Origin of the sequence: Simplicispira sp., assembly GCF_028687295.1 — a bacterium.
Lineage (GTDB): Bacteria > Pseudomonadota > Gammaproteobacteria > Burkholderiales > Burkholderiaceae_C > Simplicispira > Simplicispira metamorpha.
Genome location: NZ_JAQUAL010000031.1, coordinates 1 through 25208 on the forward strand (window position 1 = coordinate 1; position 25208 = coordinate 25208).

Consider the following 25208-nt stretch of genomic DNA (forward strand, 5'->3'; position numbering starts at 1 on the left):
GTGCAGGCTGCCAGCGCTGGTCGTCCGCCAGGGCCTGGGGCTGGCCAGCGGGGGTGGTGACGGTGTCGTGCCCGGCGGCCCAGGCCTGTAGTCAGTCGGCGCGGTAGTTCTGGTACTGGTCGAACAGGTCGGCCAGCTGGGCGGCCAGTTGCAGTTGGCGGGCGGTATCGGGGGCGATGGATGCTGGTTCGCTGGCCCCTTCAGCGGTCTGGGCGGTAGGCCGCAGGTACTGGGCCATGGGCGCAAACACCGGCTGCGCCAGCACGCCGGGCAACAGCTGCATCAGCCGCCAGGTCATGGGCAGCTTGTCCAGCGGCGACTCGCGGGGCACCGCGCCTGCACCCAGCACCTGGCGGTAGGCGCGCCAGACAAAACGCCCCGGCAGCTCCACCCGCGCAGCAGCGCACACCCCGACCTGGCGCGCCATCTCCATCTTCAGCCACTCGGCCATGCCGCTGCTCTGCACCAGCACCACTTCTTCTTCGAGGGGCTGTAGCGGGTGGCGGCCCAGCCAGGCGATGAGGGTCTGCGCCAGGTCTTCCGCGCGGTTACCGTGCAAAACAATGAATCCGGGCGGGAGGGGATGCGGGTGGGGCATGGGCGAGTTCCAGAGGCAGGGAAAGGGATGGAGCGTAGGGAGGCAGACGGTGCGCAGCAGCTTCTTTTTTGATAGCTTCTTGCGCTTGCTACGTAAGGGCTAGAGCCATTTTTAATCCTTCGCCATAGGAAGAAACGGCTTACCCCCAAAACGGGCGGGGTGGTTCATCATCACCGCCAGCATGACGGGAAAAAATTCAAGCGAAAACAGCCTCTACCCCTTATGCAGCAAGCGTAAGCAGCTATTTATTTGATAGCTCTTCAAGGCTGATACACACTTGAAGGTTCAAAGCGATGAATTCGTCCCATGTGTACTTGTGTGCATAGCGCAGCGCGTACATCCGATCCACGCGACAAATATCTGGCCGTTCTTCGTAAATGGCGCAGGACTTGCCTTCCATGTCGTAGTGCTTGCACGTTCCATCACCGCGATCCAGAAACTGTGTTTCCTCGGCAAGGTAAACATGCTGGCAACACAGGCCGCATTGAGTGCAGGGGAACGGGGCACGCGCCGATATTTTCACTTGACCAATGACGCAAGCCATTTGCGCGTACTTGCAGGATTGCCTATTTCATAAGGCAGCTCAATACCACGTCGGGTGATTTCTTCCTTAATAACCAGACCACGTTGCACTTCATCTGTGCAGGATGCCAAATCGTGCGAGAAGACAGCTAGCTCTTCTGGGTCTAGGTTAAATTCTATGCGCGTCAGCTCAGTCAGGTATCGATCAAGCTCAGCATTGATGGCCTGGTATTTTTTCACAGTGCCAGCATGCGGCATTATGGACTCGGCAAAATCCCACATCTTTTTTGCCATTTCACTATGCAGCAAAAAATAGGTAAGCCCCAGTGTGATAATACCCGTAATCAATGCACCAGCGAATGCTGCCAATTCAGCACCAAATGGAAAACTGAGCATTGGAACTAATTGTGCGTGAACTAGCGACCCTACTGCAACTCCTGCAGCAGCAGAGAGAATTCCGACCACCGCACGACACAAATCGACGAAACCAAGTCTATCAGGATTAAAGAATATCAACTTAAATGCTTTAACCAATTGCCCCCAGATCTCCCGAATGATCTTAATGGCCATTTTTTGAGCTGTAGCAAAGATATTAAAGATAGTCGTCGCAACACTCGACATGATGCCAGCAAAGGCACCATCTTTGAATGCTACTAGAAAATCATTAAACCTTTTTTGCACACGATGCCAAATGCCTTGCAAGGCATTCTTGATGTGCTCCATAAATTTATCGAAACTGAACTTTTGCTTGAGGTTTTCAAGAATTTTCGGGATTTGATCTCGCAATTCAAACCAAATCTCAGCCATTATCAGGCCCAACATTTGGCGCGTACCCATTTTCAATCCAGAGATACCTGCCGCACTAGCCGTACTTACCATGAACCTGCTTCCGCTATAATAATTTTTATTGATATCGGAGTCATATTTACCACGTGCTTCTTCATCTTTTTTTCGCATCTCTTCCACATCGATTGATTTTAATGCATCAATCTTTATTTTAGCCTTGCGAATATCAGACTCAAGCCTGTCGGCTTTATCACGCTGCGCAGGAGTATCTCGAGGAAGATTCTTGAGCCTCTCCTGGTCTTTTTTTAAATTATTTTCATATATTTCAATTTTTCCAGGCAATTCATTAAGAAAATTATCACAGCAAGTTGCTTGCTTTGATCTATTGATGCTGAAATGTGTACTCTGCAGATTACTGCTTTGGTTTGCCAACTCAGCGCCATCCAACCCAGCCAGCACCCGACCACGGTCATCGTGAATTTCTTTAGCTGAAATAACGTGATCAAGGTCACGTCTTTCATTTAAACCCATCGATTGGTTGCGATAGGCATCATGCAAATTTCCACTTTGATGTGCCGCTTTTTCTCGGCGGCCTGTTTCTATGAAATTTTTATGAGAGTCATAAGCAGTTCTGTCGTAGTCACCGCGTTGCTCATATTTTTGCTGGGACGCATCTGTTGCATAAATATTTTTTCGAGCATTTTGGATGGTATCAACATCACCACCAACCTTATCCTTAAAAAGAAGAAAATCCAACCCAAAAGTTGTCGTCAAACTATTGATTACAGTTTTCTCAAGCTCTTTAGCCCAAGGATAATTAGTAGCAGCTTGCATATTTTCCAAAATTTTTTAAAAACACTAAAAAAGTGCCGCCATCTTTAGGCGACACCACCAATAAATTACCTAACATCCCCTATATCATTAGCTTCATTTTTAGCCTTACGCAAAGCAGCCTCCAGTTCCGCATCATTAAGAATCATAGAACCATCAGCATCCTTCTCCATTTCGGGCACACCATCCCTATTACGCACCACTTCATTATTAATTTTCTTAAGCGTAAATAACGGAGTAGTAATGACATCAACCAAGATAGATGCTAACGCATAACCATCTTCAATTACACGAACAGCATTACCACCAAGTTTATCCATCTCAGAATTCACATCAACATTTCGACCCTTAATATCCTCAATAAAAGCATTTATATTCTTAAGTTCATCAAAATATTGTTGGAATTGACCAAAAATAGAATTGAGCGATCGCTTGATTTTTTGCGAATAATCTATAGTGTCTTCAAGCTGCTGAGAGGCCCTGTCCATTTTCTCAATCGCAACGTTGACCTCACCATTCGCCTTGCGTGCATTTCTCAGCGCTTCCTCACCATGGCTGTCATAAGCCCAACCCGCAATTGCCAAAACAGGTGCAGCCACCGCTGCTCCCAAAATGGCTGTGCCACCAGCAATCCCAAGGCCACCAGTGGCCAGTGACCCACCCCCCAGCGCAGCCAATGTAGCCTTGGTTGCTGCTGCGCCAGACAAAGCAGAGATAGCTGTACCAGTGGAGGCCGCGCCAAGCGCCATCACACCGCCATAAATGGCAAAACCAGCAGCCGCACCCGCAGCACCAGCGCCCATAGCGGTACCCATGACACCAACAGCGGTGTAACTGTAATCCTCGATTTTTTGCAATTTATGCTTTGGAATGCTAATGTCCAGCTTATTTTTTCTACCCGAATTTAGTTGCTTCAAAAGTGCATCAGCCAAGATTTTAAATTTACCAATACTTTGACCGATTTCTAATTCTTTTTTCCCCAGCAAATCAAGAGCAAGTGTAGTTTCTTTCTCTTTTCCATCAAAAGAATTTCTCTTCCGGTCATAACGAGACTTGGCTTCTTTTACAATATCATCAGCCTCCGAATGCTTTTGGTAGCCGTCATAACCTTTTTTGGCACCAAAAGCAGCAGTAGCAAGAGCTGCAACTCCAATAATGAGGGGAAGGGGCATATAAACCTTTCAGGTTAGGGAAGAAAAAATACAGCGAATTTTTTATAAATTTAGCAACCACTCGGCGTGGAGCGAAGAGAGCGCAACAAATGCTGTTTCATATCTTTGAACTCTTCGGCTGTCAGTGCGCCTTGTTGATACAGATCAAAAAGCGTCTTTAACTCATCAATGCCACTTTTGGAGCCCAATAAATTAGAGGCTTGTACTTTATTGAGCGGGGCTCTTGTTAGCTGAACAGGCGTGGCGTTATCAGTGGGATCACCATTCCTATTATTTTGAGCAGTCAGCCAGACAGTGCTGCGTCGAATTGCTTGTACTCCAGCCGAAATGCCATACAACACGCAGCCAATCGTGAACACGAGCAACAGTAAAAGAATGAATTGCATGGTGTGAGTCTCCGGTGTACTGCTCAGTGAGTCCACATCACTAACGCCTGCCGCAACCCCGCCACCAATTCCTCATGCCACGCGTGCGGCTGAACAATGCGCACATGCGGCAGCCAGTAGCGCACCACAGGCAGCAGTTGGTTGATGTGGTTGATATGCGTGGTCACCAGCAGCGAGCCGTCGGCGTCGGGATGCTGTTTTTGCTGGGGTAGCAGGGCGCGGCGGCTGAAGTAGTGGGCCACCTCGGGCGCCACGCGCAGCAGCACTTCGGTGGTGGATTCGGTAAACCACACGTCGTCTTTGGCTTGAATGTAGTCCAGGTGCGCACGCTGGGGGGTGAAGGTGTGCGTGGTATCCACTTGCAAACCCTCCATCAGCGCCACGCTGAAGTTTTTCAGCCGCCCGGCTTCTTCGGCGGCCAAGTACCACACGCCGCCCCGGTGAATCAAACGGTAGGGCTGCACCTGGCGCGGTTTGGCTTTGTAGGTGAAGTGGCAGACGTGCCGGGCTTCAATAGCGCTTTGCAACTGCGTAAACAACGGGCTGCGCGAACCCAGGTCTTCCTGCGACAGGGGCTGCACTTGGGTGCTGCGCTGCGGTAGCGGCGTTTCCAGCTGCTCAAGCAGGTAGCGCAAGCTGGGGTCGGGGAACAGGCGTTCGGTGCCTGCCAGGCGTTGGTAGTCGTTCAGGTAATGGGCAGGAATGGTGCCGCGCGCCACTTGGGCGAGGCGCCACAAGCCATCTTCGGAACGGACGGCAATGTCGCACAGGCGTTCACCCAAATCGCGCTCAATGGTGCGTACCTTCACCCGGTACCGGGCCGCCAGTTGGTGCTTGTCCAGGGCTTCACCCTGGTGCAAGCGGGCCAGGATGTCGGACAGGCGCTGGGCCAGTTTTTCGTTTTTGATGGTGCTACGTGCGCGGGCAGAGGCGGGCATAGAGGGCGGTGGGAAAGGAATCGCCCCACTCTACCGGAGGGCTACGACACGTTGTGTCGAAGCCGACGCCATATAGCGTTTACATCACATATTTGCCCGATATGTCCCCCCGCACCGTTGCCAGCGCTGGGGTTGCTGCAATGCTTTTCACTTCTTTTTTGATAGCTGCTTGCGCACGTCTCATAAGGGCCAGAGACCAATTTGACCTTAAAAATAAAAATCGCAAGCTGTGGTGCGCGCGTTTTTTCAAGACGGCAGCTTGGCCGCACATCTGATTTGACCAAGTATCAAACGAGATACAAAATGACTGAACTAAGGAGGTTCAACCATGGCACACACATCAATGTTGCATGTCCGGGTAGATGACGATGTCAAGGCGCAAGCCAGCGAAGCACTGGCGGCCATGGGATTGTCGATATCCGATGCCGTACGCATTTTGCTCAAGCGCGTGGTCAACGACCAAGCATTCCCGCTGGAACTGAAGGTACCCAACGCCCAAACCCGTGCGGCCATGGAGGAATCGCGCGCCATGGTGCAAGCACGCACGGCACGCTTCCATTCTGCTGACGCGCTGCTCAATGACCTCGAAAAAACCGGCGAGCAGTAAACGCGCCGTGTTGCCACGGGCGGCCGATTACACCAAGGCCTTTCGCAAGGACTGGCAGCGGTTGTCCCACTCTGGGCGCTACGACATGCATCGGCTGAAAGAGGCCATGCTGCTGTTGATTGCCAACGATGCGCCGCTGGGCCCCGAGTGGTTGGATCACCCGCTCAAAGGCGATTGGATGGATTACCGCGAGTGCCACATCGGCGGCGACTTTTTGCTGATCTACCATCTGGAGGATCAGCAGATCAACTTCTTGCGGGCCGGAACACACTCGGAATTGTTCGAGGCATAGCGCCTTGGGCGCGCGACCCAGCCCAGGTGGCGCAGCCACTCGACGAAGAAACCGCCGAGACCGTCTCGGCAGCTGTTCAAAAACTCTTATTTTGATAGCTGCCAGCGCCCGCCCAACAAGCGCTGGCAGCCGATTTGGCTCAAAACTGAAGCTCAGGCTTCGCGGGGCCAGTCGCGGCGCCGTTGCAGCCAGGCCATGGCGCGCGGCAGCACCAGCACGGCCAGCACCACCACCAGCACGCCCAGCGACATGGGCCGGGTCACAAAAATGCTCCAGCTGCCCTCACCGATGGCGACGGCGTTGCGCATTTGTGCCTCGGCCAGCGGGCCCAAAATCATGCCGATGACCACGGGCGCTGTCGGAAAACTGAAGCGCCGCATCAGCACGCCCAGCAAACCGATGCCGTAGAGCAAGAACAGGTCAAACGCGCTCTGGCGCATGCCGTAGGCGCCCACGGTGGCAAAAATCAGGATGCCCGCGTACAGCTGCTGCTTGGGTATCTTGAGCAGCTTGACCCACAGGCCCACCATGGGCAGGTTCAGCACCAGCAGCATCAGGTTGCCGATGTAGAGCGATGCAATCAGCGTCCACACCAGCGCCGCCGACGTGGTGAACAACTGCGGCCCGGGGTTGATGCCGTAGTTCTGGAAGGCGCCCAGCAGCACCGCTGTGGTGTTGGAGGTGGGAATGCCCAGCGTCAGCAGCGGTATCAGCGCCGCCGTCACGGTGGCGTTGTTGGCGGCCTCGGGGCCGGCCACGCCTTCAATCGCACCTTCTTTGCCAAACTCGGCCTTGTCGTCGCCCTTGGCCAGCTTTTTCTCGGTGGCGTAGCTCAGGAACGTCGGAATCTCGGTGCCGCCTGCCGGAATGCAGCCAAAGGGCGCGCCAATCACCGAGCCGCGCAGCCACGCGGGGATGGAGCGCTTCCAGTCGCGCGCCGTCATGTGAACGCGGCCCATGGGGTTGCGCGATTCGACCACGCGGCCCTCGTACATGGCGGCATACAGCACCTCGGCCACGGCAAACAGGCCCACGGCCACCAGCACGATGTCGATGCCGTCCAGCAGCTCGATCTGGCCGCCGGTGTAGCGCGCCGCGCCAGAAATCTGGTCCATGCCAATGCAGCCCGCCGCCAGCCCGACAAACAGCGCCGTGATGCCGCGCACCGTGCTTTGGCCCAGCACCGCGCTCACGGTGGTAAAGGCCAGCACCATCAGCATGAAGTATTCGGGCGGGCCCAGGCGCACGGCAAAGTCAGCCACGTAGGGCGCAAACAGCGTCACCACCACGGTGGCGATGGTGCCCGCCACGAACGAGCCGATGGCCGCCGTGGCCAGCGCCGCACCCGCGCGGCCGTTCTTGGCCATCTTGTTGCCCTCCATGGCGGTGACCATGCTGGCCGTCTCGCCGGGGGTGTTGAGCAAAATCGAGGTGGTCGAGCCGCCGTACATGGCGCCGTAGTAAATGCCCGAGAAGAAGATCATCGAGGCCGTGATCTCGACCTTGGCCGTGATGGGCAGCAGCATGGCCACAGCCACCGCCGGGCCAATGCCGGGCAACACGCCCACTGCCGTACCCAGGGCGCAGCCAAACAGCGCCCAGAGCAGGTTGACGGGCGTGGCGGCGGTGGCAAAGCCCGCCAGGAGTGCGTTCAATATGTCCATCACAGCCACCCTGTCTGCGTGAGTCCGGGCAAGTTGATTGCCAAAAGCTTGGTGAAAGCCCAAAACACCGGGGCCGAAATCAGTACGCCGGTCAGCGCATCCACCGCCCAGACGCGGGCGCTGGAGGCGTCCTGCCCGCTGGCGCGGCGCAGGCCCTGCACTGCCAGCAGGTAGCACAGCGTGCAGCTGATAATGAAGCCCAGCGTGCCGATCAGCGCCGCGTTCAACAGCAGACCCGCCGACACCCAGACAAACGCGGGCACATTGGCCTGCGCTGCGCCGCTGGGCTCATCCATGGCGCGAAAACCGCCCGACAGCGCCTCCCACACCAGCAAGACCCCGCACAGGGCCAGCACCGCCGCCACCAGCCAGGGCAGAAAATTGGGGCCCACGCCGCCGTAGCCCGCGTTGGAGGGGATGTCGATGGCACCCACCGCCAGGGCGGCAGCCGTCAGCAGCACCCCGGCCCCCACGGCCACCTGGGCGCGCGTGGCCGACGCGGCAGAGGCGCCCTGTGCAGAGGGCGCAGAAATTGGAGCAGCAGACATCGCGGCCTCAGACCATGCCGGCCTTGACCATGGTGGCGCGCAGGCTGGCGAACTCGTTATCGACAAAGTTGCCGAAATCGTCGCCTGCCAGCCAGGCGGGTGTCCAGCCGTTCTTTTGCAGTGCATCGGCCCAGGCGGCGCTCTTGACGGCTTTTTCTACCAGGGCCACCAGCGCCTTGCGCTGCTCTGCGGAGATGCCGGGCGCGCCATACACGCCGCGCCAGTTGCCGATTTCCACGTTCACGCCCTGCTCCTTGAGGGTGGGCACATCCACCCCCTTGAGGCGCTGGTTGGATGTCACGCCCACGGGCTTCATCTTGCCGCTGGCGATGTATTCGGCAAACTCGCTGTAGCCGCTGCCGCCGATGGTCACGTTGCCGCCCAGGATGGCCGCAATGGCCTCGCCGCCCCCCCGGAAGGCCACGTAGTTGATCTTGGCCGGGTCTACCCCGACTTCGCGCGCCAGCATGGCCGCTGCGATGTGCTCGGTAGAGCCGCGCGAGCCGCCGCCCCACTTGACGCTGCCGGGGTCTTTCTTGAGCTGCGCAATCACCTCGGCCATGCTCTTGAAGGGCGAATTGGCGGGCAGCACAAATACGTTGTACTCGCTGGTCAGGCGCGCAATGGGCGTGACCTGCGACAGATTGACCGGCGGCTTGCCGGTGATGATGCCGCCCAGCATCACGGCGCCCATCACCATCAGCGCGTTCGGGTCGCCCTTGCTGCCGTTGACAAACTGCGCCAGGCCAATGGCGCCAGCAGCGCCGCCCTTGTTGTCGTAGGTGACCGAGGCGGCAGCGCCCGCATCCAGCAGCGCCTTGCCCAGCGCCCGGCCCGTGGTGTCCCAGCCACCGCCGGGGTTGGCGGGCAGCATCATCTTGATGGCGCTGGCCGCTTGTGCCGACACCGGCAGCGCGCCCGCGCCGACAGCGGCAAAGGCGGCGAGGGATTTCAAAAAGGTATCGCGACGCATGACAGTCTCCTTGCAAGGTGTTTGGCGAAGCTGGCAATGATGGGCGCGCATCCTGTCAATCGGCTGTCTGCGCGCTCAGGGAAAACACCCATGCCCTGCCCCCGGTGCAGCGGTGCTAAGGTGCCGCCCACCATGCAATTGCTCCTTGTTGAAGACGACCCCACCATGCAGGCCACGCTGCAACGCGCCCTGGCGCGCCGTGGCATGGACGTGACCGCCGTAGGCGATGGCCGCAGCGCCCTGGCCCGCTGGACAGACCTGGCCCCCGACGCCGTGGTACTGGACCTGACCCTGCCCAGCATGGACGGCCTGCAAGTGCTCGAGCAGGCCCGCGCACGCGGCCTGCGCACGCCCGTGCTGATACTGACCGCACGCGGCACCGTGGGCGACCGGGTGCTGGGCCTGAACGCGGGCGCCGACGACTACCTGCCCAAGCCCTTTGACCTTGATGAGCTGGAGGCGCGGCTGCGCGCGCTGGTGCGCCGCAGCCACGATGCAGTTCAAGCCAAATCGGGCTCCAGCGCAATACAGGTGGGCGCCATTAGCTATGAAAAAGAGAGCGGCGCTATCTACCTCAACGGCACCATCATGGAGCTGACCCCGCGCGAGCTGGCCCTGATGCACGCGCTGCTGGCGCAGCCCGGCCACGCCGTGGCCAAAGAGCGGCTGTATGGGCTGGTGTTTCCGGGCCAGCTCGATGTGCAGTACGAAGCCATCGAAGTGGTGGTGTACCGCCTGCGCAAAAAACTCGCGGGCACGCGCCTGACGCTGATGACGCTGCGCGGCCTGGGCTACCTGCTCAAGGCCGACACCGCATGAGCGCGCCTGCGGCCCCGGCGCGCTGGCCCCTGGGGCGCGCCCTGTCGCTGCGCGGCCAGCTGCTGCTGGGCATCTTGCTGCCGGTGGTGGTGTTCATTGCCTTCAACACGTTCAGCCTGTACAGCCAGACGCTCACATCGCTGCACACCGCCTACGACCGCACGCTGCTGGCATCGGCCAAAAGCATCAGCGAGCAACTGGACGTGAGCGGCTACGACGAGGCCGCCACGCTGCGCGCCACGGTGCCGTATTCCGCGCTCGAAGCCTTCGAGGCCGACAACCAGAGCCACATGTTCTACCGCGTCTCCACCCTGCAAGGGGCGCTGGTGTCGGGCTATGGCGAGCTGCCTGTGTGGCGCGGGCGCATTCCGCAGCGGCCACCGTATGCGGCGCTGGTGGACTTCTATGACGACGAGTTTCGCGGGCGCAAGGTGCGCGTGGCCGTGCTGTTGCAGCCCGTGGCCAGCGCCACGGGGCGCGGCATGGCCGTGATCCAGGTGGCCGAAACGCTGGAGGTGCGCGAAACCCTGGCGCTGCAAATCCTGCGCAACACGCTGGCGCGCCAGGCGCTGCTGGTGGCCGTGATCGCCCTGACCGTGGTGGCCGTGGTGCAGCGCGCCACGCGCCCGGTGCGCCAGCTCAGTGCCGCACTGCAAGCGCGCCCGGAAGGCGACCTCAGCCCCATCGCCACCGCCTCGGCGCCGCGCGAGCTGCAATCGCTGGTCGATGCCACCAACCAGGTCATGCGCCGCCTGCAACACCTGCTGCAACACCAAAAGCGCTTTGTGCGCGACACCGCCCACCAGCTGCGCACGCCGCTGGCGGTGCTCAAGACGCAGGTGCAGTCGGCCATGCGCGGCGATGCGCCACCGCAGCAGGCGCTGCAAGAGATTGAGGGCACGGTAGACCGCGCTACCCAGCTGGCCAACCAGATGCTGTCGCTGGCCAAGGTCGAGCAGCTGCGCCAGCAGGCCCAGGTGCCCGTCACGCGCTTTGACGAGGTGCTGCGCGCCGTGGCCCTGGAGCTGTCGCCGCTGATTGCGCACAAAGACCTGGACTTTGGCATCCACACCGACCCCGCACCCGTGCGCGCCCACGAGTGGATGCTGCGCGAACTGGCGCGCAACCTGCTGCACAACGCCGTGCGCCACACCCCGCAGGCCAGCGTGCTGGGTGTAGAGCTGCGCAGCGATGGCCGCCACGTGGTGCTGACCGTGGCCGACCAAGGCCCGGGCATAGACAGCGAACTGGCCGCGCGCCTGTACCAGCCGTTTTCTGCGGGCGACGTGCGCACCGGCTCGGGCCTGGGCCTGGCCATCTGCCAGGAAATCGTGCAGGCCCTGGGCGCCAGCATCGCCCTGACCAACCGCCAGCGCGGCCAGCGCACCCTGGGGCTGGATGCGGTGGTGGTGCTGGTGCAGGCCCCACCCGAGGCAGCCGCGCACAGCGGCCCCACCAGCGCATTCAGCAGCGCGGCACAATCGGCGCCATGAACAGCACAGACACGGTACGCATCGACAAATGGCTGTGGTGCGCGCGTTTTTTCAAAACCCGCAGCCTGGCCGCACAAGAGATTGACAAGGGGCGCGTGGCCATCAACGGCCAGGTCACCAAAGCCTCGCGCGAAGTGCGTGTGGGCGACACCGTGGCCCTGCGCCAGGGCCAGGTGCCGCGCACGGTGGTGGTGCGCGGAGTGAGCCACGTGCGCGGCCCGGCCCCGGTGGCGCAGCAGCTCTACGAAGAAACCGCCGAGAGCATCAGCGCGCGCGAAAAAGCCGCCGAACAGCGCCGCCTGGCGCCCGAGCCCTCCGCCGCCCTGCAAGACGGCCGCCCCACCAAACGCGACCGCCGCGACATCGACCGCGCCCGCGACTGGGGCAGCCGCTGGAGCGCCTCCATCGACGATTGAGCCCGCCAACGGGCGGGCAGCGCCTGTGTAGGACAAGCGCGCAATCCGGGGGCCAGCCTGCGCTATGCGCGCCAGCGAACAGACCGCCCCCGGTGTCTGGCGCCACATTGGTTCATGCGGCTTTTTTGGCTGCATGCAATACCAAAGGAAGCGCCATGACTTATTTAATGCCCACTCTCTTGATCACTGCCCTGCTCGGTCTGAGCGCCTGCACCGGGCCCATGGGGCCGCAGGGCAACACCGGCAATACGGGCTACACCGGGCGCACCGGCGCCCAGGGGGAAACGGGCAGCCAGGGCAATACGGGCTATACCGGCGCCACAGGCAGTACGGGTAGCACCGGCAGTACCGGCTCGGACGGCATGCCCGGGGCCACGGGCAGCCAGGGCGCCACCGGCTACCAAGGCGATACCGGAGCCACTGGCGCCACAGGTGCCAGGGGCACTACGGGCGCGCGTGGCAACACCGGCAATACGGGCAACACGGGCAGCGGCACCGTCATCGTGGTGCCTGCCAAGCCCTGAGCGCCCTGAGGCCCTGGACCTGAGGAACATCCAGACGGGCCTCAGCGGTTATTCATCACCATTTTTCGGGAGTTGATCATGGGCTTGAGCACCATCGTATTGATCATTTTGGTTCTGATTTTGATTGGCGCATTCCCCTCCTGGCCCCACAGCCGCAGTTGGGGGTACGGGCCTAGCGGCGTTGTCGGCCTGCTGGTCTTGGTACTGCTGGTAATGCTGGTGATGGGGCGGGTTTAGGAACGAATTATTTTGATAGCTTCCTGCGCTTGCTACACAAGGGCTTGAGGCACTTTTGACCCCATATCGGACAGACACAAAAAACCCGGCGCGCAGGCCGGGTCTTTGGCAGGCACTGGCGCCTTGCGGCGCCGTGTGCGTCAGTTGGTTTTGGACAGCTGATCGAGGATGGCAGGGTTCTCCAGCGTCGAAGTGTCCTGGGTGATGGTTTCACCCTTGGCAATGCCGCGCAGCAGGCGGCGCATGATCTTGCCCGAGCGGGTCTTGGGCAGGTTCTCGCCAAAGCGGATTTCCTTGGGCTTGGCAATCGGGCCGATTTCTTTGCCCACCCAATCACGCAGCTCCTTGGCCAGGGCCTTGGCATCGTCGCCCGTGGGCACCGGGCCTTTGAGCACCACGAAGGCCACGATGGCCTCGCCGGTCAGGTCGTCGGGGCGGCCCACCACGGCGGCTTCGGCCACGATGTCGCTCTTGGCCACCAGGGCCGATTCGATTTCCATGGTGCCCATGCGGTGGCCCGAGACGTTCAGCACGTCATCGATGCGGCCCGTGATGCGGAAGTAACCCCGGTCTTCGCTGCGCACAGCGCCATCGCCCGCCAGGTAGTAGCCCTTGAGTTCTTCAGGGAAGTAGCTCTTTTTGAAGCGCTCGGGGTCGCCCCAGATGGTGCGGATCATCGAAGGCCAAGGCTTTTTCACCACCAGGATGCCGCCCGAGCCGTTGGGCACGTCGTGGCCAGCTTCATCGACGATGGCGACCTGGATACCCGGCAGCGGCAGCGTGCAAGAGCCCGGCACCAGCGGCGTGGCGCCCGGCAGCGGCGTGACCATGTGGCCGCCGGTTTCGGTTTGCCAGAAGGTATCGACGATGGGGCAACGCTCGCCGCCCACGTTTTTGTAGTACCACATCCAGGCTTCGGGGTTGATGGGCTCGCCCACCGAGCCGAGGATGCGCAGGCTGCTCAGGTCAGAGCGGGCGGGGTGCACGCTCTCGTCGCTGTCGGCGGCCTTGATGAGCGAACGAATCGCCGTGGGCGCGGTGTAGAAGATGGTGCACTTGTGCTTTTCGATCATCTTCCAGAAGCGGTCGGCCTTGGGGAAGGTGGGCACGCCTTCAAAGATGATTTGCGTGGCGCCCGCAGCCAGCGGGCCGTAGGCCACGTAGCTGTGGCCGGTGATCCAGCCGATGTCGGCGGTACACCAGAAGATGTCGCTGTCTTTCAGGTCGAACGTCCAGTCCATGGTCAGCTTGGCCCACAGCAGGTAGCCGCCGGTGCTGTGCTGCACGCCCTTGGGTTTGCCGGTGGAGCCCGAGGTGTAGAGCACAAACAGCGGGTGCTCGGCGCCGACGAATTCGGGTGCGCACTCGGTGGACTGCTGGGCCATTTCTTCGTGCATGAAGCTGTCGCGCCCGGCCACCATGTTGACGGCAGTGGGGGTGCGCTGGAACACGATCACGCTCTTGGCCGACTCGCAGCCGCCCATGGCCAGGGCTTCATCGACGATGGCCTTGAGCGGCAGCTCTTTGCCGCCGCGCATCTGGTAGTTGGCGGTGACCACGGCCACGGCGCCAGCGTCCTGGATGCGCTCGTGCAGCGCCTTAGAAGAGAAGCCGCCAAACACCACGCTGTGCGTGGCGCCAATGCGGGCGCAGGCCTGCATGGCAATCACGCCTTCAATGGTCATGGGCATGTACAGCACCACGCGGTCGCCCTTTTGCACGCCCTTGGCCTTGAGCACGTTGGCAAACTGGCTCACTTTGGCCAGCAGCTCTTTGTAGGTGACTTTGGTGACTTCGCCGCCATCGGCCTCAAAGATGATGGCGGTTTTGTTCTCGGTGGGGGTGCCGATGTGCTTGTCCAGGCAGTTGGCCGAGGCGTTGAGCTCGCCATCCTGGAACCACTTGTAGAACGGCGCGTTGGACTCGTCCAGCGTTTGCGTGAAGGGTTTGTTCCAGACCACGTTTTCACGGGCCAGGCGGGCCCAGAAACCTTCGTAATCTTTGTCGGCTTCGGCGCACAGGGCTTCGTAACCGGCCATGCCAGAAATGCGAGCGGCAGCCACGGTGGCATCAGAAGGCGGGAAAACGCGGTTTTCTACGAGGGTGGACTGGATGGCGGATGTCTGCGCACTCATGGTGTTGTCTCCTGGGTCATTGAAAAAGCTGCATTACTTTGGGCGTCTGCACTTACAGGCCACTGACTGGCACGAACCTTACACAGCACCTGGCGCCAGCCCGGGCCACGCAGCGGCGGCGCAGTGCTACGCGAGCGCGTGATACGTGATTTTGAAAAACCTGTGTTTTGACTCAAAAAACATCAATCCATATACTTTATGCATGTTTTACAACCTGCAACGCAGGTAATGCGCCTTGCAACGGTCAAGGCCCATCGTCAAAACGGACTTCGCGTCCCCCTTCCATCGCCGCCCTGGCGGCCTGGTCTGCACGTAAACCCTAGCTAACGTGCCGGCCCTCCCAGGGGTCTTTGCAGACCCCTTTGCGACTCGAAACGTTCCGACAGGCCCCGCACGGCAACGCTGCCTGCGGGCCTTGCGGGCACCGGCACGGTGCCCTTTCATTTTGTTCTGTGTGCATCTGCACCCACGGGCGTACGTGCCGTTCCGGGCGCTGGCCTGGACGGCACTGCACCCACCTTTGAGGAGAACTGCCTGCATGGCCAAACAAATCACCATCGAACATGTGTTCAAGGTTTTCGGCGATGCGCCCGACACCGCGCTGGCGCTGCTGCGCCAGGGCCACAGCAAAGACGACATCCTGGCGCGCACGGGGCACTCGATTGGCGTGTTCGATGCCAGCTTCACCATTGGCGCGGGCGAGATTTTTGTCGTCATGGGCTTGTCGGGCTCGGGCAAATCGACGCTGGTGCGCATGCTCAACCGCCTGATCGAGCCCACCGCCGGGCGCATTCTGGTGGACGATGTGGACATCAACCAGCTCCCGGACGCCGACATGCGGGCGCTGCGGCGCAAGGACATCAGCATGGTGTTCCAGTCGTTTGCGCTGATGCCGCACATGACGGTGCTGGACAACACCGCCTTTGGCCTGGAGCTGGCGGGCGTGGAGCGCGCCGAGCGCCAGCGCCAGGCCGCACTGGCGCTGGAGCAGGTGGGCCTGGCTGGCTGGGGCGCCAGCTACCCTGATGAACTCTCGGGTGGCATGCAGCAGCGCGTGGGGCTGGCGCGGGCGCTGGCCTCCGACCCGTCGATTTTGCTGATGGACGAGGCGTTCTCGGCACTCGACCCCATCATCCGCACCGAGATGCAAAGCGAGCTGATGCGCCTGCAACAGGTCAAGCGCCGCACCATCGTGTTCATCTCGCACGACCTGGACGAGGCCATGCGCATTGGTGACCGCATCGCCATCATGAAAGACGGCCAGGTGGTGCAGGTGGGCACACCCGACGATATTTTGCGCAACCCCGCCAACGACTACGTGCGCAGTTTTGTGCGCGGCGTGGATGCTGCTGCCGTGTTCAAGGCCAGCGACATCGCCCGCCAGCGCTTCACCGTGGTCAGCGAACACAGCGACCGGGGCTCGCGCGCCGCGCTCAAGCAGCTCGAAGAGCAGGACGGCGACTTTGCCTACGTCATCAGCCCCACCCAGCGCTACCTGGGCACGGTGTCGTCCGATTCGCTGCGCTGCGCGCTCGACGGCCATGTCGGCCCGCTGGGGCTGCAACACGCTTTTGTGCCCGGTATTGAGCCCATTGCCGCCGATGCCCCGGTGGCCAACCTGTTTGGCCAGGTAGCCCAGGCGCCGTGCGCCTTGCCCGTGGTGGGCGATGGGGGCCGTTTTCTGGGCGCCATCAGCAAGACCACGCTGCTGAAGTTTCTCGACCGCGACACCCCGGCGGTGCCGCCCTCTTCTCCCGACCAGCCCGCTGCAACCACGGCCAGGAACCCCGCATGAACACCGCCACGCCAACACCTGAAACCACCCTGCCTGCCCCCGCCGACACCGACCCGTGGGCCAACGCCAGCGACTCCAGCGGCGCCGTCACCCCGTGGGATGCACCCGCCACCAGTGCCACCGCCGACGTGCAGGCCGCCCCCACAGAGGCCGACCCCTGGGCCAGCATCACGGCCCCTGCCGATAGCGCCACCGCCACCGATGGCGTACCCGCGAGCGAGGCAGCCAGCGCCAGCGACTGGCTCAACGCCCCGGCCCAGACCGGCGGCACCGACCTGGCCAGCACCAGTGCAGGCGCCCACACGGGCGATGGAGCATCGCTGCTGCAAACGGTGCTGGACGGCAACCTGCCCATCGAGTCCTGGATCAACCAGGGCCTGGGCTGGGTGGTAGAGCACTTTCGCCCGTTCTTCCAGACCGTGCGCGGCCCCATCGACAGCACCCTGACCGGGGTGGAGGGCCTGCTGACGGGCATGCCCGCGCTGGCCATGATCGCCCTGCTGGGGTTGCTGGCCTGGCAGTTTGCGGGCCGCGCGCTGGCGCTGGGCAGCGTGGCCGCGCTGGCCCTGGTGGCGCTGCTGGGCATCTGGCCCGAAGCCATGGTCACGCTGTCGCTCGTGCTGACATCGCTGGTGTTTTGCGTGGTCATTGGCTTGCCGCTGGGCATTGTGCTGGCCGCCAGCGACCGCGCCCAGCGCTGGATGCGCCCGTTTCTGGACGCCATGCAGACCACGCCCGCCTTTGTCTATCTGGTGCCGGTGGTGATGTTGTTTGGCATTGGCAACGTACCAGGCGTCATCGTGACCATTGTGTTTGCACTGGCGCCACTGGTGCGCCTGACCAACCTGGGCATCCGCCAGGTGCGCCCCGACCTGATCGAGGCAGCGCGCGCTTACGGCGCCTCGCCCTGGCAACTGCTGCTGAAGGTGCAACTGCCGCTGGCCTTGCCCTCCATCATGGCGGGGGTGAACCAGGCGCTGATGCTGTCGCTGTCCATGGTGGTGATCGCCTCCATGATTGCCGTGGGCGGCCTGGGCCAGATGGTGCTGCGCGGCATCGGGAGGCTGGACATGGGCCTGGCCACCGTGGGCGGTCTGGGCATCGTGCTGCTGGCCATCACGCTCGACCGCATCACCCAGGCCATGGGCCAGCCGCGCCGGGGCGTGCGCCACTGGTGGCACACCGGGCCTGCCGGGCTGGTGCTGCGGGCATGGCAGCGGCGCCGCACCCCAGCCACGGCAGCGGCCTGTTCGGCCCCAGCGCCTGCCACCACGGCGGCACACCCCCACTGACTGTTTTCCCTGTTTTTTGCCACCCCAAGGAGTACCCCCGGATGAAAAAAACCCGCACTTTTGCACGCGCCCTGTTCGCCACCGGCCTGCTGGCTTTGGGCCTGTCTGGCCCCGGCGCGGCCCAAGACCTGCCTGGCAAGAGCATCACGGTGCAGCCCATCAAAAGCTCGGTGGCCGAAGAACTGTTCCAGTCGCTGCTGGTGTCGCGCGCCCTGGAAAAACTGGGCTACACCGTCAAGCCTGCGCAAGAAACCGAGTACGCCACCGGCCACCTGGCATTGGCCAATGGCGACGCCACGTTTCTGGCCAACCACTGGGATCCGCTGCACGCAGCTTTCTTCCAGAACGCGGGGGGCGAGGCCAAAATCTGGCGCAACAGCACCTACGTGGCCCAATCGTTGCAGGGATACCTGATCGACAAAAAAACCGCCGATGCCCACCACATCACCAACATCGAGCAACTGCGCGACCCCAAAATCGCCCAGCTGTTTGACACCAACGGCGACGGCAAGGCTGACCTGACCGGCTGCAACCCCGGCTGGGGCTGCGAGCTGGCCATCGAGCACCACCTTGATGCCTACCAGCTGCGCAGCAACATCACGCACAACCAAGGCAGCTACGCCGCGCTGATGGCCGACACCATGGCACGCTACCGCCAGGGCAAGCCCATTCTTTACTACACCTGGACGCCCTACTGGATCAGCAACGTGCTGCGCCCGGGCAAGGACGTGGTGTTTCTGGAAGTGCCGTTTTCAGCGCAAAAGGGCGATGCCTCCAAAACCAGCACCCGCATGGCCAATGGCCGCGACTATGGCTTTGTGGTGAACGTGCAGCGCATCGTGGCCAACCAGCAGTTTGTGCAGCAAAACCCGGCAGCGGCCAAGCTGTTTGCCGTGATGCAGCTGCCCGTGGGCGACATCAACGCGCAAAACCAGCGCATGCACGGCGGCGAAAACAAAGAGCAAGACGTGGAGCGCCACGTGGACGGCTGGATCAAGGCCCACCAAAAGACGTTTGACAGCTGGATAGCCCAGGCGCTAACGGCTGGTAAAAATCAAGCCAAATAGGCCTCTAACGCCCGCCTGTAGTGCGCAAGCAGCTATCATTAAAATAGCAAATATCCGCTGCCACCGCTGCCACCGCTGCGGTTGCAGCGCTGCAGGCGCTATCGCAGGTGGCACCAGTGCAGGCCGGGCGCCTGGCCAGGCCCCGCACTGCACCGGGAGCATCTGGCGGTGAAGGCGCGGCGCTTCAGTCCAGGCTGATATTGGCGCGCTGGATCAGCTGCTGGTACTGGGTGGACTTGGTGGCGGCGTTCTTGGCGATGTCGTCCAGGCTCCACGACAGCGGCTCGAAAGCGAAGGTATTGAAGCGCTCACGCACCTCGGGCTCGGCCAGCACCTTGAGCACATCGGCGTGGATGCGGTCGCGCACGGCGGGGGCTATCCCCTTGGGCGCCACCAGCACCACAAAAGAGTTCACGTCCAGGCCCGCCGGGCCACCGGCTTCGGCCACGGTGGGCACGTCGGGCAACTGCGGGATGCGCTTGGGCGCAGCCACAGCGATGTATTTGATCTTGCCCGCCTTGTACACGCCCTGGCTGGAAGGAATGCTGGCAAAGCTCCAGGCCACGTCCCCGGTCGCGACGTTGGTGTAGAGCTGGCTGACTTCCTTGTAGGGCACATGCGTCATTTGCGTGCCTGCGAGGGAGTCGAGCCACTCGGCACCCAGGTGCCCCGGGCTGCCCACACCCCAGGAGCCGTAGCTGGTGGCATTGGGTTTGGCCTTGGCAGCGGCCAGCAAGTCGGTCATGTTCTTCCAGGGCGACTGGGCAGAGACGGCCACCATGAACGGCGTGCGGAACAGGGGCGCCACCGCTTCAAAAGTCTTCAGGGTGTCGAAGTTGCGCTTTTTGTACAGGTGCGGTACTGCCGACAGGTGTTCGCTGTCGAGCTGCAACAGGGTATAGCCATCAGCGGCGCCACGGCGGGCCGCTTCCATGGCGATAAAGCCACCACCACCGGGACGGTTGTCCACCGTGACCGACTGCTTCCAGTTTTGCGACAGCTTTTGCGCCACCAGGCGCAGCACGGCATCGGGGCCGCTGCCTACGGCAAAGGCGGTATAGAGCGTGACGGGCTTGGTCGGAAAATCACTGCCCTGCTGTGCCCAGGCGCTGCCACTGGCAGCGGCAACCAGGGTGGCCAGCAGCAGGCTGCGGCGGGCATGGCGGTGGTCAAAAGTGGCGGTCATGGGTTGTCTCCGAGTGGTTTTTTTATATGACAGAAAAAAGGGGCCGGTACTTTCTGCCAGCCCCCTGCGGCGCACAGCTTGTCAGCCGGCGTCGGGTTGGCGGGTGGGCGCCGCGCGCTGGAAGGCATCGAGCTCGGCGCAGGCCTTGTCCACCGCACCAATCAGCGGCCAGCGCGACAAATCCACCTTGAAGCGGCGCGCGCTCTCGATCTGCGGCACCAGATAGACATCGGCAATGCTGGGCGCATCGCCAAAGCTGAAGCGACCGCGCTGTGCGTCTTGCGCCAGCAGGGCTTCGTAGGCGTCAAAACCGGCGCTGATCCAGGTGCCGCACCAGGCATTGATGGCAGCCTCGTCGGCACCGAACTGGTGGCGCAGGTATTCCAGAATGCGGCGGTTGTTGATGGGGTGGATGTCGCAGCCGACGATAGCGGCCAGTGCCCGCACATGGGCGCGCTCATGGGCGGTCGTGGGCAGCAAAGCAGGGCTGGGGTGGGTTTCTTCCAGCCACTCGATGATGGCGGGCGACTGGATCAGCACTTTGCCGTCGTCGGTGGCCAGGGCGGGCACCAGCATTTGCGGGTTGACGGCCTTGAAGTCGTCTTTCAGGTGCTGCTCGGTACGCAAGTCCACCGGGATGTACTGGGTATCCAGCCCCTTGAGGTTGAGCGCAATGCGCAGACGGTGCGAGGTGCCACTGCGAAAGAAGTTATAGAGCTTCATCGGTTGAATTCCTTCAGGTAAAAAGTGACCAGGGGGGCTGCACGGGCATCGGCAGCCCGCGCAGGATACCCATCCCTGCGCTCACGGGTTCACTCGGCAGGGCCGATGTTCAGCTCCAGGCTGCCCACGCCTTCGACGTGGCCGGTGATCTTGTCTCCGGATAGCACGGGGCCTACGCCCTCGGGGGTGCCGGTGTAGATCAGGTCACCGGGTTGCAGGTGGTAGTACAGCGACAGATCGGCAATGATTTCGCGGATATTCCAGATGAGCTTGCTCAGATCGGACTTCTGCTTGGTTACGCCGTTCACGGCGAGTTCAATCTCGCCTTTGTCCAGTACCACGCCGGGCATGTGCACCACCTCGCTGCACACCGCGCCTTGTTCCAGGTCTTTGCCCATGTCCCAGGGGCGGCCTTTTTCACGGGCCACCAGTTGCAGGTCGCGGCGGGTCATGTCCAGGCCGGTGGCATAGCCATAAATGTGTTCGTGGGCCTGGGCTTCAGAGATGCGAAAACCGGCTTTGCCGATGACCAGCACCAGTTCCATTTCGTAGTGGTAGTTTTTGGTTTCGGGCGGGTACGGCACGGTAGCGCCGGACTCGACCAAGCTGTGGTGGGACTTGGTGAAGTAAAAAGCCCGCTCGGCCACCTTGTCCACCGGACTGCCCATTTCCACGGCGTGCGCGTGGTAGTTGCGGCCCACAAAAAACAGGCGGTTGACGGGCAGGCGTTCGGTTTTGCCACGCACGGGCAGGGATTGGACGGCGGGCGGATTCCAGAGGTAGGTAGTCATGCTGTGTATTGCTTCAAAAAACGAGAAAAAGCCAGGGCGCAGGGCTGCCACCCCAGCTGGAAGAAGTGTCGGGGTTCAGCCCCGGTTTTCCAACACGCCCAGCTTGCGGTGCAGCGGCGACTCGTCGGCCATGAACACAAAAGCGGGCTGGTCTGCCGACAGGTTGCACAGCGTGGTGGCGGTGTAGCCGGGTGCGCAGCAGGTATCGGCCTCGGCCAGCGTAAAGGTCTGGCCCGCCATGGTGGCTTCGACCTGGCCTTCAATCTGGTGGAACACCACGGCGGGCGAGCGAACCGGCAAGCGCAGCGTCTGGCCAGGGCGCAGCATCAGGGCGTAAAAACCCAGAATGTTTTGTGCATCGGCACCGGTTTCAGGATTGACGTAGGTGATCTGAACCGCTTCGGTGTTCGCCGGGTCGGCGGCTATGGCCAGCAGGGCAGCGCGGGCCTCCGACCAGGGGTAGCGCAACATCGGATAAGCCTTGTTGCTGCGCTCAAACACCGGCGTGGGACGCAGACCACCGCGCGCGTACTGGTTTGCGCCTTCGCCTGCTTGGATGCTCTGGCTCGGCCCCTCCAAGTGGTAAGACGCCTCGATGTAATACACCAACGGCAAATCCAGTACATCCAGCCAGACCACAGGCCCAGTGCCATCGTGGCCATGCTCATGCCACAGGCCAGTGGGGGTCAGGATGAGGTCACCACGCTGCATAGGGCATTTTTCGCCATCGACCAGCGTCCAGGCCCCCTCGCCCTCCACCACCATGCGCACGGCATTGGGGGTATGGCGGTGCGCCGGTGCCAATTCACCCGGCAGCAGCAATTGCATGCCCAGGTACATCGCCGCGCTGGCCTGCATTTTTTCCAACCCGTGGCCGGGGTTGGCCAACACCAGCACGCGGCGCTCGGCTTTCTCGATAGGGGTGAGTTCGCCCGCCTGGAGTAACAAAGGGCGCAGGGTTTGGTATGACCAGAAAGTGGGCTGTGTTCTGCGCGTGGGCACTTCGGGTGGCAGCACTGCGCGCAGGCTGGGCCACAGTGGCACCAGGTTTTGTGCCGTCAGGGCATCGCGGTAGTCCTGGGGCAGGTCTTCCAGACGGCCCAGGGTGTCAAAACGGTCATGGCTTTGCATAGCGCTTCCTTGGTGGGAGGGTGAATGGAGCAGCAGGCTCAGTCCTGGGCCAGGCAGTTGTTGACGTTCCAGCCATACAGCCACTCCATGGCATCGTAGAAACGCTCCTGGCTGCGGCCTTTCCACAGCTGATTGCGCACCAGGCGCTCCACCCCGGCAGCGTGGTACAGGCGCCCCATCTCACGGCCTGACAGCACGATGCGGGCTGTTCGGGCCACACGCGAGCGTTGGTACAACTCAAGTGCTTTGTCCCAGTCGTTGTTATGCACGCGCAGCGCCTCGCCCAGCGTCACGGCATCTTCCAGTGCCATGCAGGCACCCTGGGCCATGTACTGCGTGGTGGGATGTGCAGCATCGCCCAAAATGGTGGCGCGGCCAAATACCCAGGTGCCGATGGGCTCGCGGTCTGCGGTGGCCCAGCGGCGCCACGTTTTGGGCAGTTCGATCAGCTGGCGTGCCTTCGGGCAGATGTCCTGGAAGTAGCTTTCCACTTCGGCTTTGCTGCCATCGGTAACGCCCCACTCTTCTTGCTGGCGGCTGTGGAAGGTGACCACGATGTTGTATTGCTCGCCACCACGCAACGGATAGTGAACCAGATGGCACTTGGGGCCAGCCCACAAGCTGGCAGCATTCCAGCGCAAATCTTCAGGAAACTCCGACTTTTCCACCACCGCGCGATAGACGACATGGCCTGTGACCCGGGGCAGGTCGTTGACATACTGCTTGCGCACCACCGATTTACCGCCATCTGCACCAATCAGCGCCTGGCCTGTCCAGCGCTTGCCGTTCTGGTCAATCGCAGTCACGATGTGGGTGGCCTCGTCTTGCTCTACCTTCTCAATGCGGGTGTTGGTGAAGAACTGCACTCGCGCCGTTTCCACCGCACCTTCCAGCAAGGATTGGTGGATATCTACGCGGTGGATCACGGCATAAGGATTCCCAAAACGCTGGCGGAACATCTCGCCGGTTTCAATTTTCCCCACTTGGTATTCATCAATGGCATCGTGCATCACCATGTAGTCCGTATAGACAGCACGGTTGCGCGTTTTCTCGCCGATACCCAAGGCATCAAATGCGTGAAAAGCATTCGGGCCAAGCTGGATACCGGCTCCAATTTCACCAATTTCAGGTGCTTGCTCGAATACCATGACCTGAAAACCCTGGCGAACCAAAGCCAAAGCAGCGGCCAGACCGCCTATACCCCCACCAGCGACAAGAACGGGCAAATTCGATGGCTTTTCTGTTGTCATACTTGCTCCCAGAATAAAGTACACAAATCATCAGCATACTGACAATTAGTGTAATGCTAGGATGAAACAACATACTCAGGGTTTGCCCTTAAGAAAAAACGGCCTATGTCTTCGCAAGACTCAATCTATCCATCCAGCCTGCAAAGCCTGCCTGGTCATACCATTCGACGCCTGCACCAGATTGCGACGGGCATTTTTCATCAGGAAGTTCAGGCGTCAGGCCTGACCCCTGTGCAATACAGCGCCTTACAGACTGTGCATGACTATCCGGGCATAGACCAACGCACCCTGGCGCGGATGATTGCGTTGGACGCATCCACAACAGCAGGTGTCGTAGATCGGTTGGAAGCTCGTGAACTGCTCACACGAAGCGCTTCGCCTGACGACAGACGGGTGCGTTTGCTTTGCCTGACTACGGAGGGGGAAACTTTATTACAACAAACTTTACCTGCCATGTGGCGGGTACAGGAGCTGATTCTGGCGCCGCTTTCTGTTGAGCAGCAGAAGACTTTCATGCAAATGCTGCAATTGCTGGTCACAGAGAACAACGACCTGAGCCGCGCCCCAATGGAGTCAGCAACCTTGGGCAAAATCCCACGAAACACACGCAATTAGAGCGTTTTTGCCCTGAGCTGCCATGGCAACAACGACGGATATAGTTAGCGTACCCAACCCACCTAGAAAATCCAGCAACTGTCCGATTGTCTGCCTAGTGCGTGTGCCATCTTGCGTAGTAGTTTCTTTGACTTGGCAAATACTTACGTTATAGGGCTCAAGTTCGGGCTGTACGGTGGTGGGTAACGCCACCTTCCTCTGTGGCTTTGCGCATCCTTGGCACTTTGTTATGGATATTGGCCCAAGCCTCATGCAGAAAAATCAGTTGACCCACATATAGTGTGCTGGTCAAGTTTTTTCGGACACAACGATAGGTTGTTTGATTGCCGATTGCTGCTCGAAGGCATTGGGTGGCAAGTTGCCCAGTTTGGAGTGCAGCCGCACGCTGTTGTAGAAGCCAACGATGTAGTCGGCGAT

At 61.0% G+C, this 25208-nt stretch carries 25 protein-coding genes and 1 pseudogene; 11 read left to right on the forward strand and 15 right to left on the reverse strand.

Translation table 11 applies throughout. The features are described 5' to 3' along the window. The 6 genes and pseudogenes from PHX69_RS05545 to PHX69_RS05570 all read right to left on the reverse strand — a co-directional run. Window positions 1-598 (reverse strand): annotated as a pseudogene (locus PHX69_RS05545) (exodeoxyribonuclease V subunit gamma); the annotation flags it as partial. 241 nt (window positions 599-839) lie between these two features. Further along, window positions 840-1142: a YkgJ family cysteine cluster protein gene (locus PHX69_RS05550; protein ID WP_119012528.1), complete on the reverse strand. Its 303-nt coding sequence runs from the start codon at window positions 1140-1142 to the stop codon at window positions 840-842. Then, window positions 1118-2740, reverse strand: coding sequence for a hypothetical protein (locus PHX69_RS05555; protein ID WP_288042743.1), 1623 nt, complete (start codon window positions 2738-2740; stop codon window positions 1118-1120). The genes PHX69_RS05550 and PHX69_RS05555 overlap by 25 nt, the downstream gene beginning before the upstream one ends. A 65-nt stretch (window positions 2741-2805) precedes the next feature. Next, window positions 2806-3909, reverse strand: coding sequence for a chemotaxis protein (locus tag PHX69_RS05560; protein WP_119012530.1), 1104 nt, complete (start codon window positions 3907-3909; stop codon window positions 2806-2808). Between the two features lie 50 nt (window positions 3910-3959). Further along, window positions 3960-4295 carry an SHOCT domain-containing protein gene (locus tag PHX69_RS05565; protein WP_288042745.1) on the reverse strand — a complete coding sequence of 112 codons (336 nt, stop codon included), beginning with the start codon at window positions 4293-4295 and terminating at the stop codon, window positions 3960-3962. Between the two features lie 23 nt (window positions 4296-4318). Next, the gene (locus tag PHX69_RS05570) at window positions 4319-5233 is read right to left on the reverse strand and encodes a helix-turn-helix transcriptional regulator (protein ID WP_288042746.1); all 915 of its coding nucleotides are present in this window, start codon (window positions 5231-5233) and stop codon (window positions 4319-4321) included. Window positions 5234-5561: 328 nt separating this feature from the next. Here PHX69_RS05570 and PHX69_RS05575 point away from each other — a divergent pair, with 328 nt between their 5' ends. Both PHX69_RS05575 and PHX69_RS05580 read left to right on the forward strand, forming a co-directional pair. Then, a complete protein-coding gene (locus tag PHX69_RS05575) occupies window positions 5562-5840 on the forward strand; it encodes a type II toxin-antitoxin system RelB/DinJ family antitoxin (RefSeq protein ID WP_288042747.1) in 279 nt (92 codons plus the stop codon). Continuing rightward, window positions 5812-6132 carry a type II toxin-antitoxin system YafQ family toxin gene (locus tag PHX69_RS05580; RefSeq protein ID WP_288042748.1) on the forward strand — a complete coding sequence of 107 codons (321 nt, stop codon included), beginning with the start codon at window positions 5812-5814 and terminating at the stop codon, window positions 6130-6132. Before PHX69_RS05575 ends, PHX69_RS05580 begins: the two co-directional genes overlap by 29 nt. Window positions 6133-6284: 152 nt before the next feature. On the opposite strand, the gene PHX69_RS05585 is transcribed toward PHX69_RS05580, so the two are convergent. The 3 genes from PHX69_RS05585 to PHX69_RS05595 are packed head-to-tail and all read right to left on the reverse strand — an operon-like array spanning window position 6285 to window position 9317. Continuing rightward, window positions 6285-7796 carry a tripartite tricarboxylate transporter permease gene (locus tag PHX69_RS05585; protein WP_288042749.1) on the reverse strand — a complete coding sequence of 504 codons (1512 nt, stop codon included), beginning with the start codon at window positions 7794-7796 and terminating at the stop codon, window positions 6285-6287. Continuing rightward, window positions 7796-8344 carry a tripartite tricarboxylate transporter TctB family protein gene (locus PHX69_RS05590; protein WP_288042750.1) on the reverse strand — a complete coding sequence of 183 codons (549 nt, stop codon included), beginning with the start codon at window positions 8342-8344 and terminating at the stop codon, window positions 7796-7798. Before PHX69_RS05590 ends, PHX69_RS05585 begins: the two co-directional genes overlap by 1 nt. 7 nt (window positions 8345-8351) lie before the next feature. Further along, window positions 8352-9317: a Bug family tripartite tricarboxylate transporter substrate binding protein gene (locus PHX69_RS05595; RefSeq protein WP_288042751.1), complete on the reverse strand. Its 966-nt coding sequence runs from the start codon at window positions 9315-9317 to the stop codon at window positions 8352-8354. A gap of 132 nt (window positions 9318-9449) precedes the next feature. On the opposite strand from PHX69_RS05595, the gene PHX69_RS05600 reads away from it, so the two are divergent. The 5 genes from PHX69_RS05600 (at window position 9450) to PHX69_RS05620 (ending at window position 12806) form a co-directional block, all read left to right on the forward strand. Further along, window positions 9450-10136, forward strand: a complete 687-nt coding sequence (locus PHX69_RS05600; RefSeq protein WP_288042752.1) for a response regulator — start codon at window positions 9450-9452, stop codon at window positions 10134-10136. Then, complete coding sequence (locus tag PHX69_RS05605; RefSeq protein WP_288042753.1) at window positions 10133-11629, forward strand: sensor histidine kinase; 1497 nt, start codon at window positions 10133-10135, stop codon at window positions 11627-11629. The genes PHX69_RS05600 and PHX69_RS05605 overlap by 4 nt, the downstream gene beginning before the upstream one ends. Then, window positions 11626-12045 (forward strand): RNA-binding S4 domain-containing protein, encoded by a 420-nt coding sequence (locus PHX69_RS05610; RefSeq protein ID WP_119014692.1) that lies wholly within the window; start codon window positions 11626-11628, stop codon window positions 12043-12045. Before PHX69_RS05605 ends, PHX69_RS05610 begins: the two co-directional genes overlap by 4 nt. A gap of 167 nt (window positions 12046-12212) precedes the next feature. Beyond that, a complete protein-coding gene (locus PHX69_RS05615) occupies window positions 12213-12569 on the forward strand; it encodes a collagen-like protein (protein WP_288042754.1) in 357 nt (118 codons plus the stop codon). Between the two features lie 78 nt (window positions 12570-12647). Next, window positions 12648-12806 carry a DUF3309 family protein gene (locus PHX69_RS05620; RefSeq protein ID WP_119014706.1) on the forward strand — a complete coding sequence of 53 codons (159 nt, stop codon included), beginning with the start codon at window positions 12648-12650 and terminating at the stop codon, window positions 12804-12806. 140 nt (window positions 12807-12946) lie between these two features. Here the strand turns inward: PHX69_RS05620 and acs are convergent, their stop codons facing one another. After that, complete coding sequence (gene acs, locus PHX69_RS05625; RefSeq protein WP_119014694.1) at window positions 12947-14941, reverse strand: acetate--CoA ligase; 1995 nt, start codon at window positions 14939-14941, stop codon at window positions 12947-12949. Window positions 14942-15479: 538 nt separating this feature from the next. Between acs and proV the strand changes: the two genes are divergently transcribed. The 3 genes from proV to proX are packed head-to-tail and all read left to right on the forward strand — an operon-like array spanning window position 15480 to window position 19095. Continuing rightward, the gene (proV, locus tag PHX69_RS05630; protein WP_119014695.1) at window positions 15480-16736 is read left to right on the forward strand and encodes a glycine betaine/L-proline ABC transporter ATP-binding protein ProV; all 1257 of its coding nucleotides are present in this window, start codon (window positions 15480-15482) and stop codon (window positions 16734-16736) included. After that, window positions 16733-18028, forward strand: coding sequence for a glycine betaine/L-proline ABC transporter permease ProW (gene proW / locus PHX69_RS05635; RefSeq protein WP_288042758.1), 1296 nt, complete (start codon window positions 16733-16735; stop codon window positions 18026-18028). The genes proV and proW overlap by 4 nt, the downstream gene beginning before the upstream one ends. 41 nt (window positions 18029-18069) lie before the next feature. Beyond that, a complete protein-coding gene (proX, locus tag PHX69_RS05640) occupies window positions 18070-19095 on the forward strand; it encodes a glycine betaine/L-proline ABC transporter substrate-binding protein ProX (RefSeq protein WP_288042759.1) in 1026 nt (341 codons plus the stop codon). A 184-nt stretch (window positions 19096-19279) separates the two neighbouring features. Here the strand turns inward: proX and PHX69_RS05645 are convergent, their stop codons facing one another. The 5 genes from PHX69_RS05645 to PHX69_RS05665 form a co-directional block, all read right to left on the reverse strand. Beyond that, window positions 19280-20281 carry a Bug family tripartite tricarboxylate transporter substrate binding protein gene (locus tag PHX69_RS05645; RefSeq protein ID WP_119014698.1) on the reverse strand — a complete coding sequence of 334 codons (1002 nt, stop codon included), beginning with the start codon at window positions 20279-20281 and terminating at the stop codon, window positions 19280-19282. An 81-nt stretch (window positions 20282-20362) separates the two neighbouring features. Continuing rightward, window positions 20363-21004: a maleylacetoacetate isomerase gene (maiA, locus tag PHX69_RS05650; RefSeq protein WP_119014699.1), complete on the reverse strand. Its 642-nt coding sequence runs from the start codon at window positions 21002-21004 to the stop codon at window positions 20363-20365. 89 nt (window positions 21005-21093) lie between these two features. Continuing rightward, window positions 21094-21795 carry a fumarylacetoacetate hydrolase family protein gene (locus PHX69_RS05655; RefSeq protein ID WP_288042760.1) on the reverse strand — a complete coding sequence of 234 codons (702 nt, stop codon included), beginning with the start codon at window positions 21793-21795 and terminating at the stop codon, window positions 21094-21096. Between the two features lie 75 nt (window positions 21796-21870). Continuing rightward, entirely contained in the window at window positions 21871-22926 is a 1056-nt protein-coding gene (locus PHX69_RS05660) for a cupin domain-containing protein (RefSeq protein WP_288042761.1), read from the reverse strand. A gap of 38 nt (window positions 22927-22964) precedes the next feature. Further along, window positions 22965-24176: a 3-hydroxybenzoate 6-monooxygenase gene (locus PHX69_RS05665; RefSeq protein ID WP_288042762.1), complete on the reverse strand. Its 1212-nt coding sequence runs from the start codon at window positions 24174-24176 to the stop codon at window positions 22965-22967. 105 nt (window positions 24177-24281) lie between these two features. Between PHX69_RS05665 and PHX69_RS05670 the strand changes: the two genes are divergently transcribed. Continuing rightward, window positions 24282-24791 carry a MarR family winged helix-turn-helix transcriptional regulator gene (locus PHX69_RS05670; RefSeq protein WP_288042763.1) on the forward strand — a complete coding sequence of 170 codons (510 nt, stop codon included), beginning with the start codon at window positions 24282-24284 and terminating at the stop codon, window positions 24789-24791. The last annotated feature ends 417 nt before the right edge of the window (window positions 24792-25208 follow it).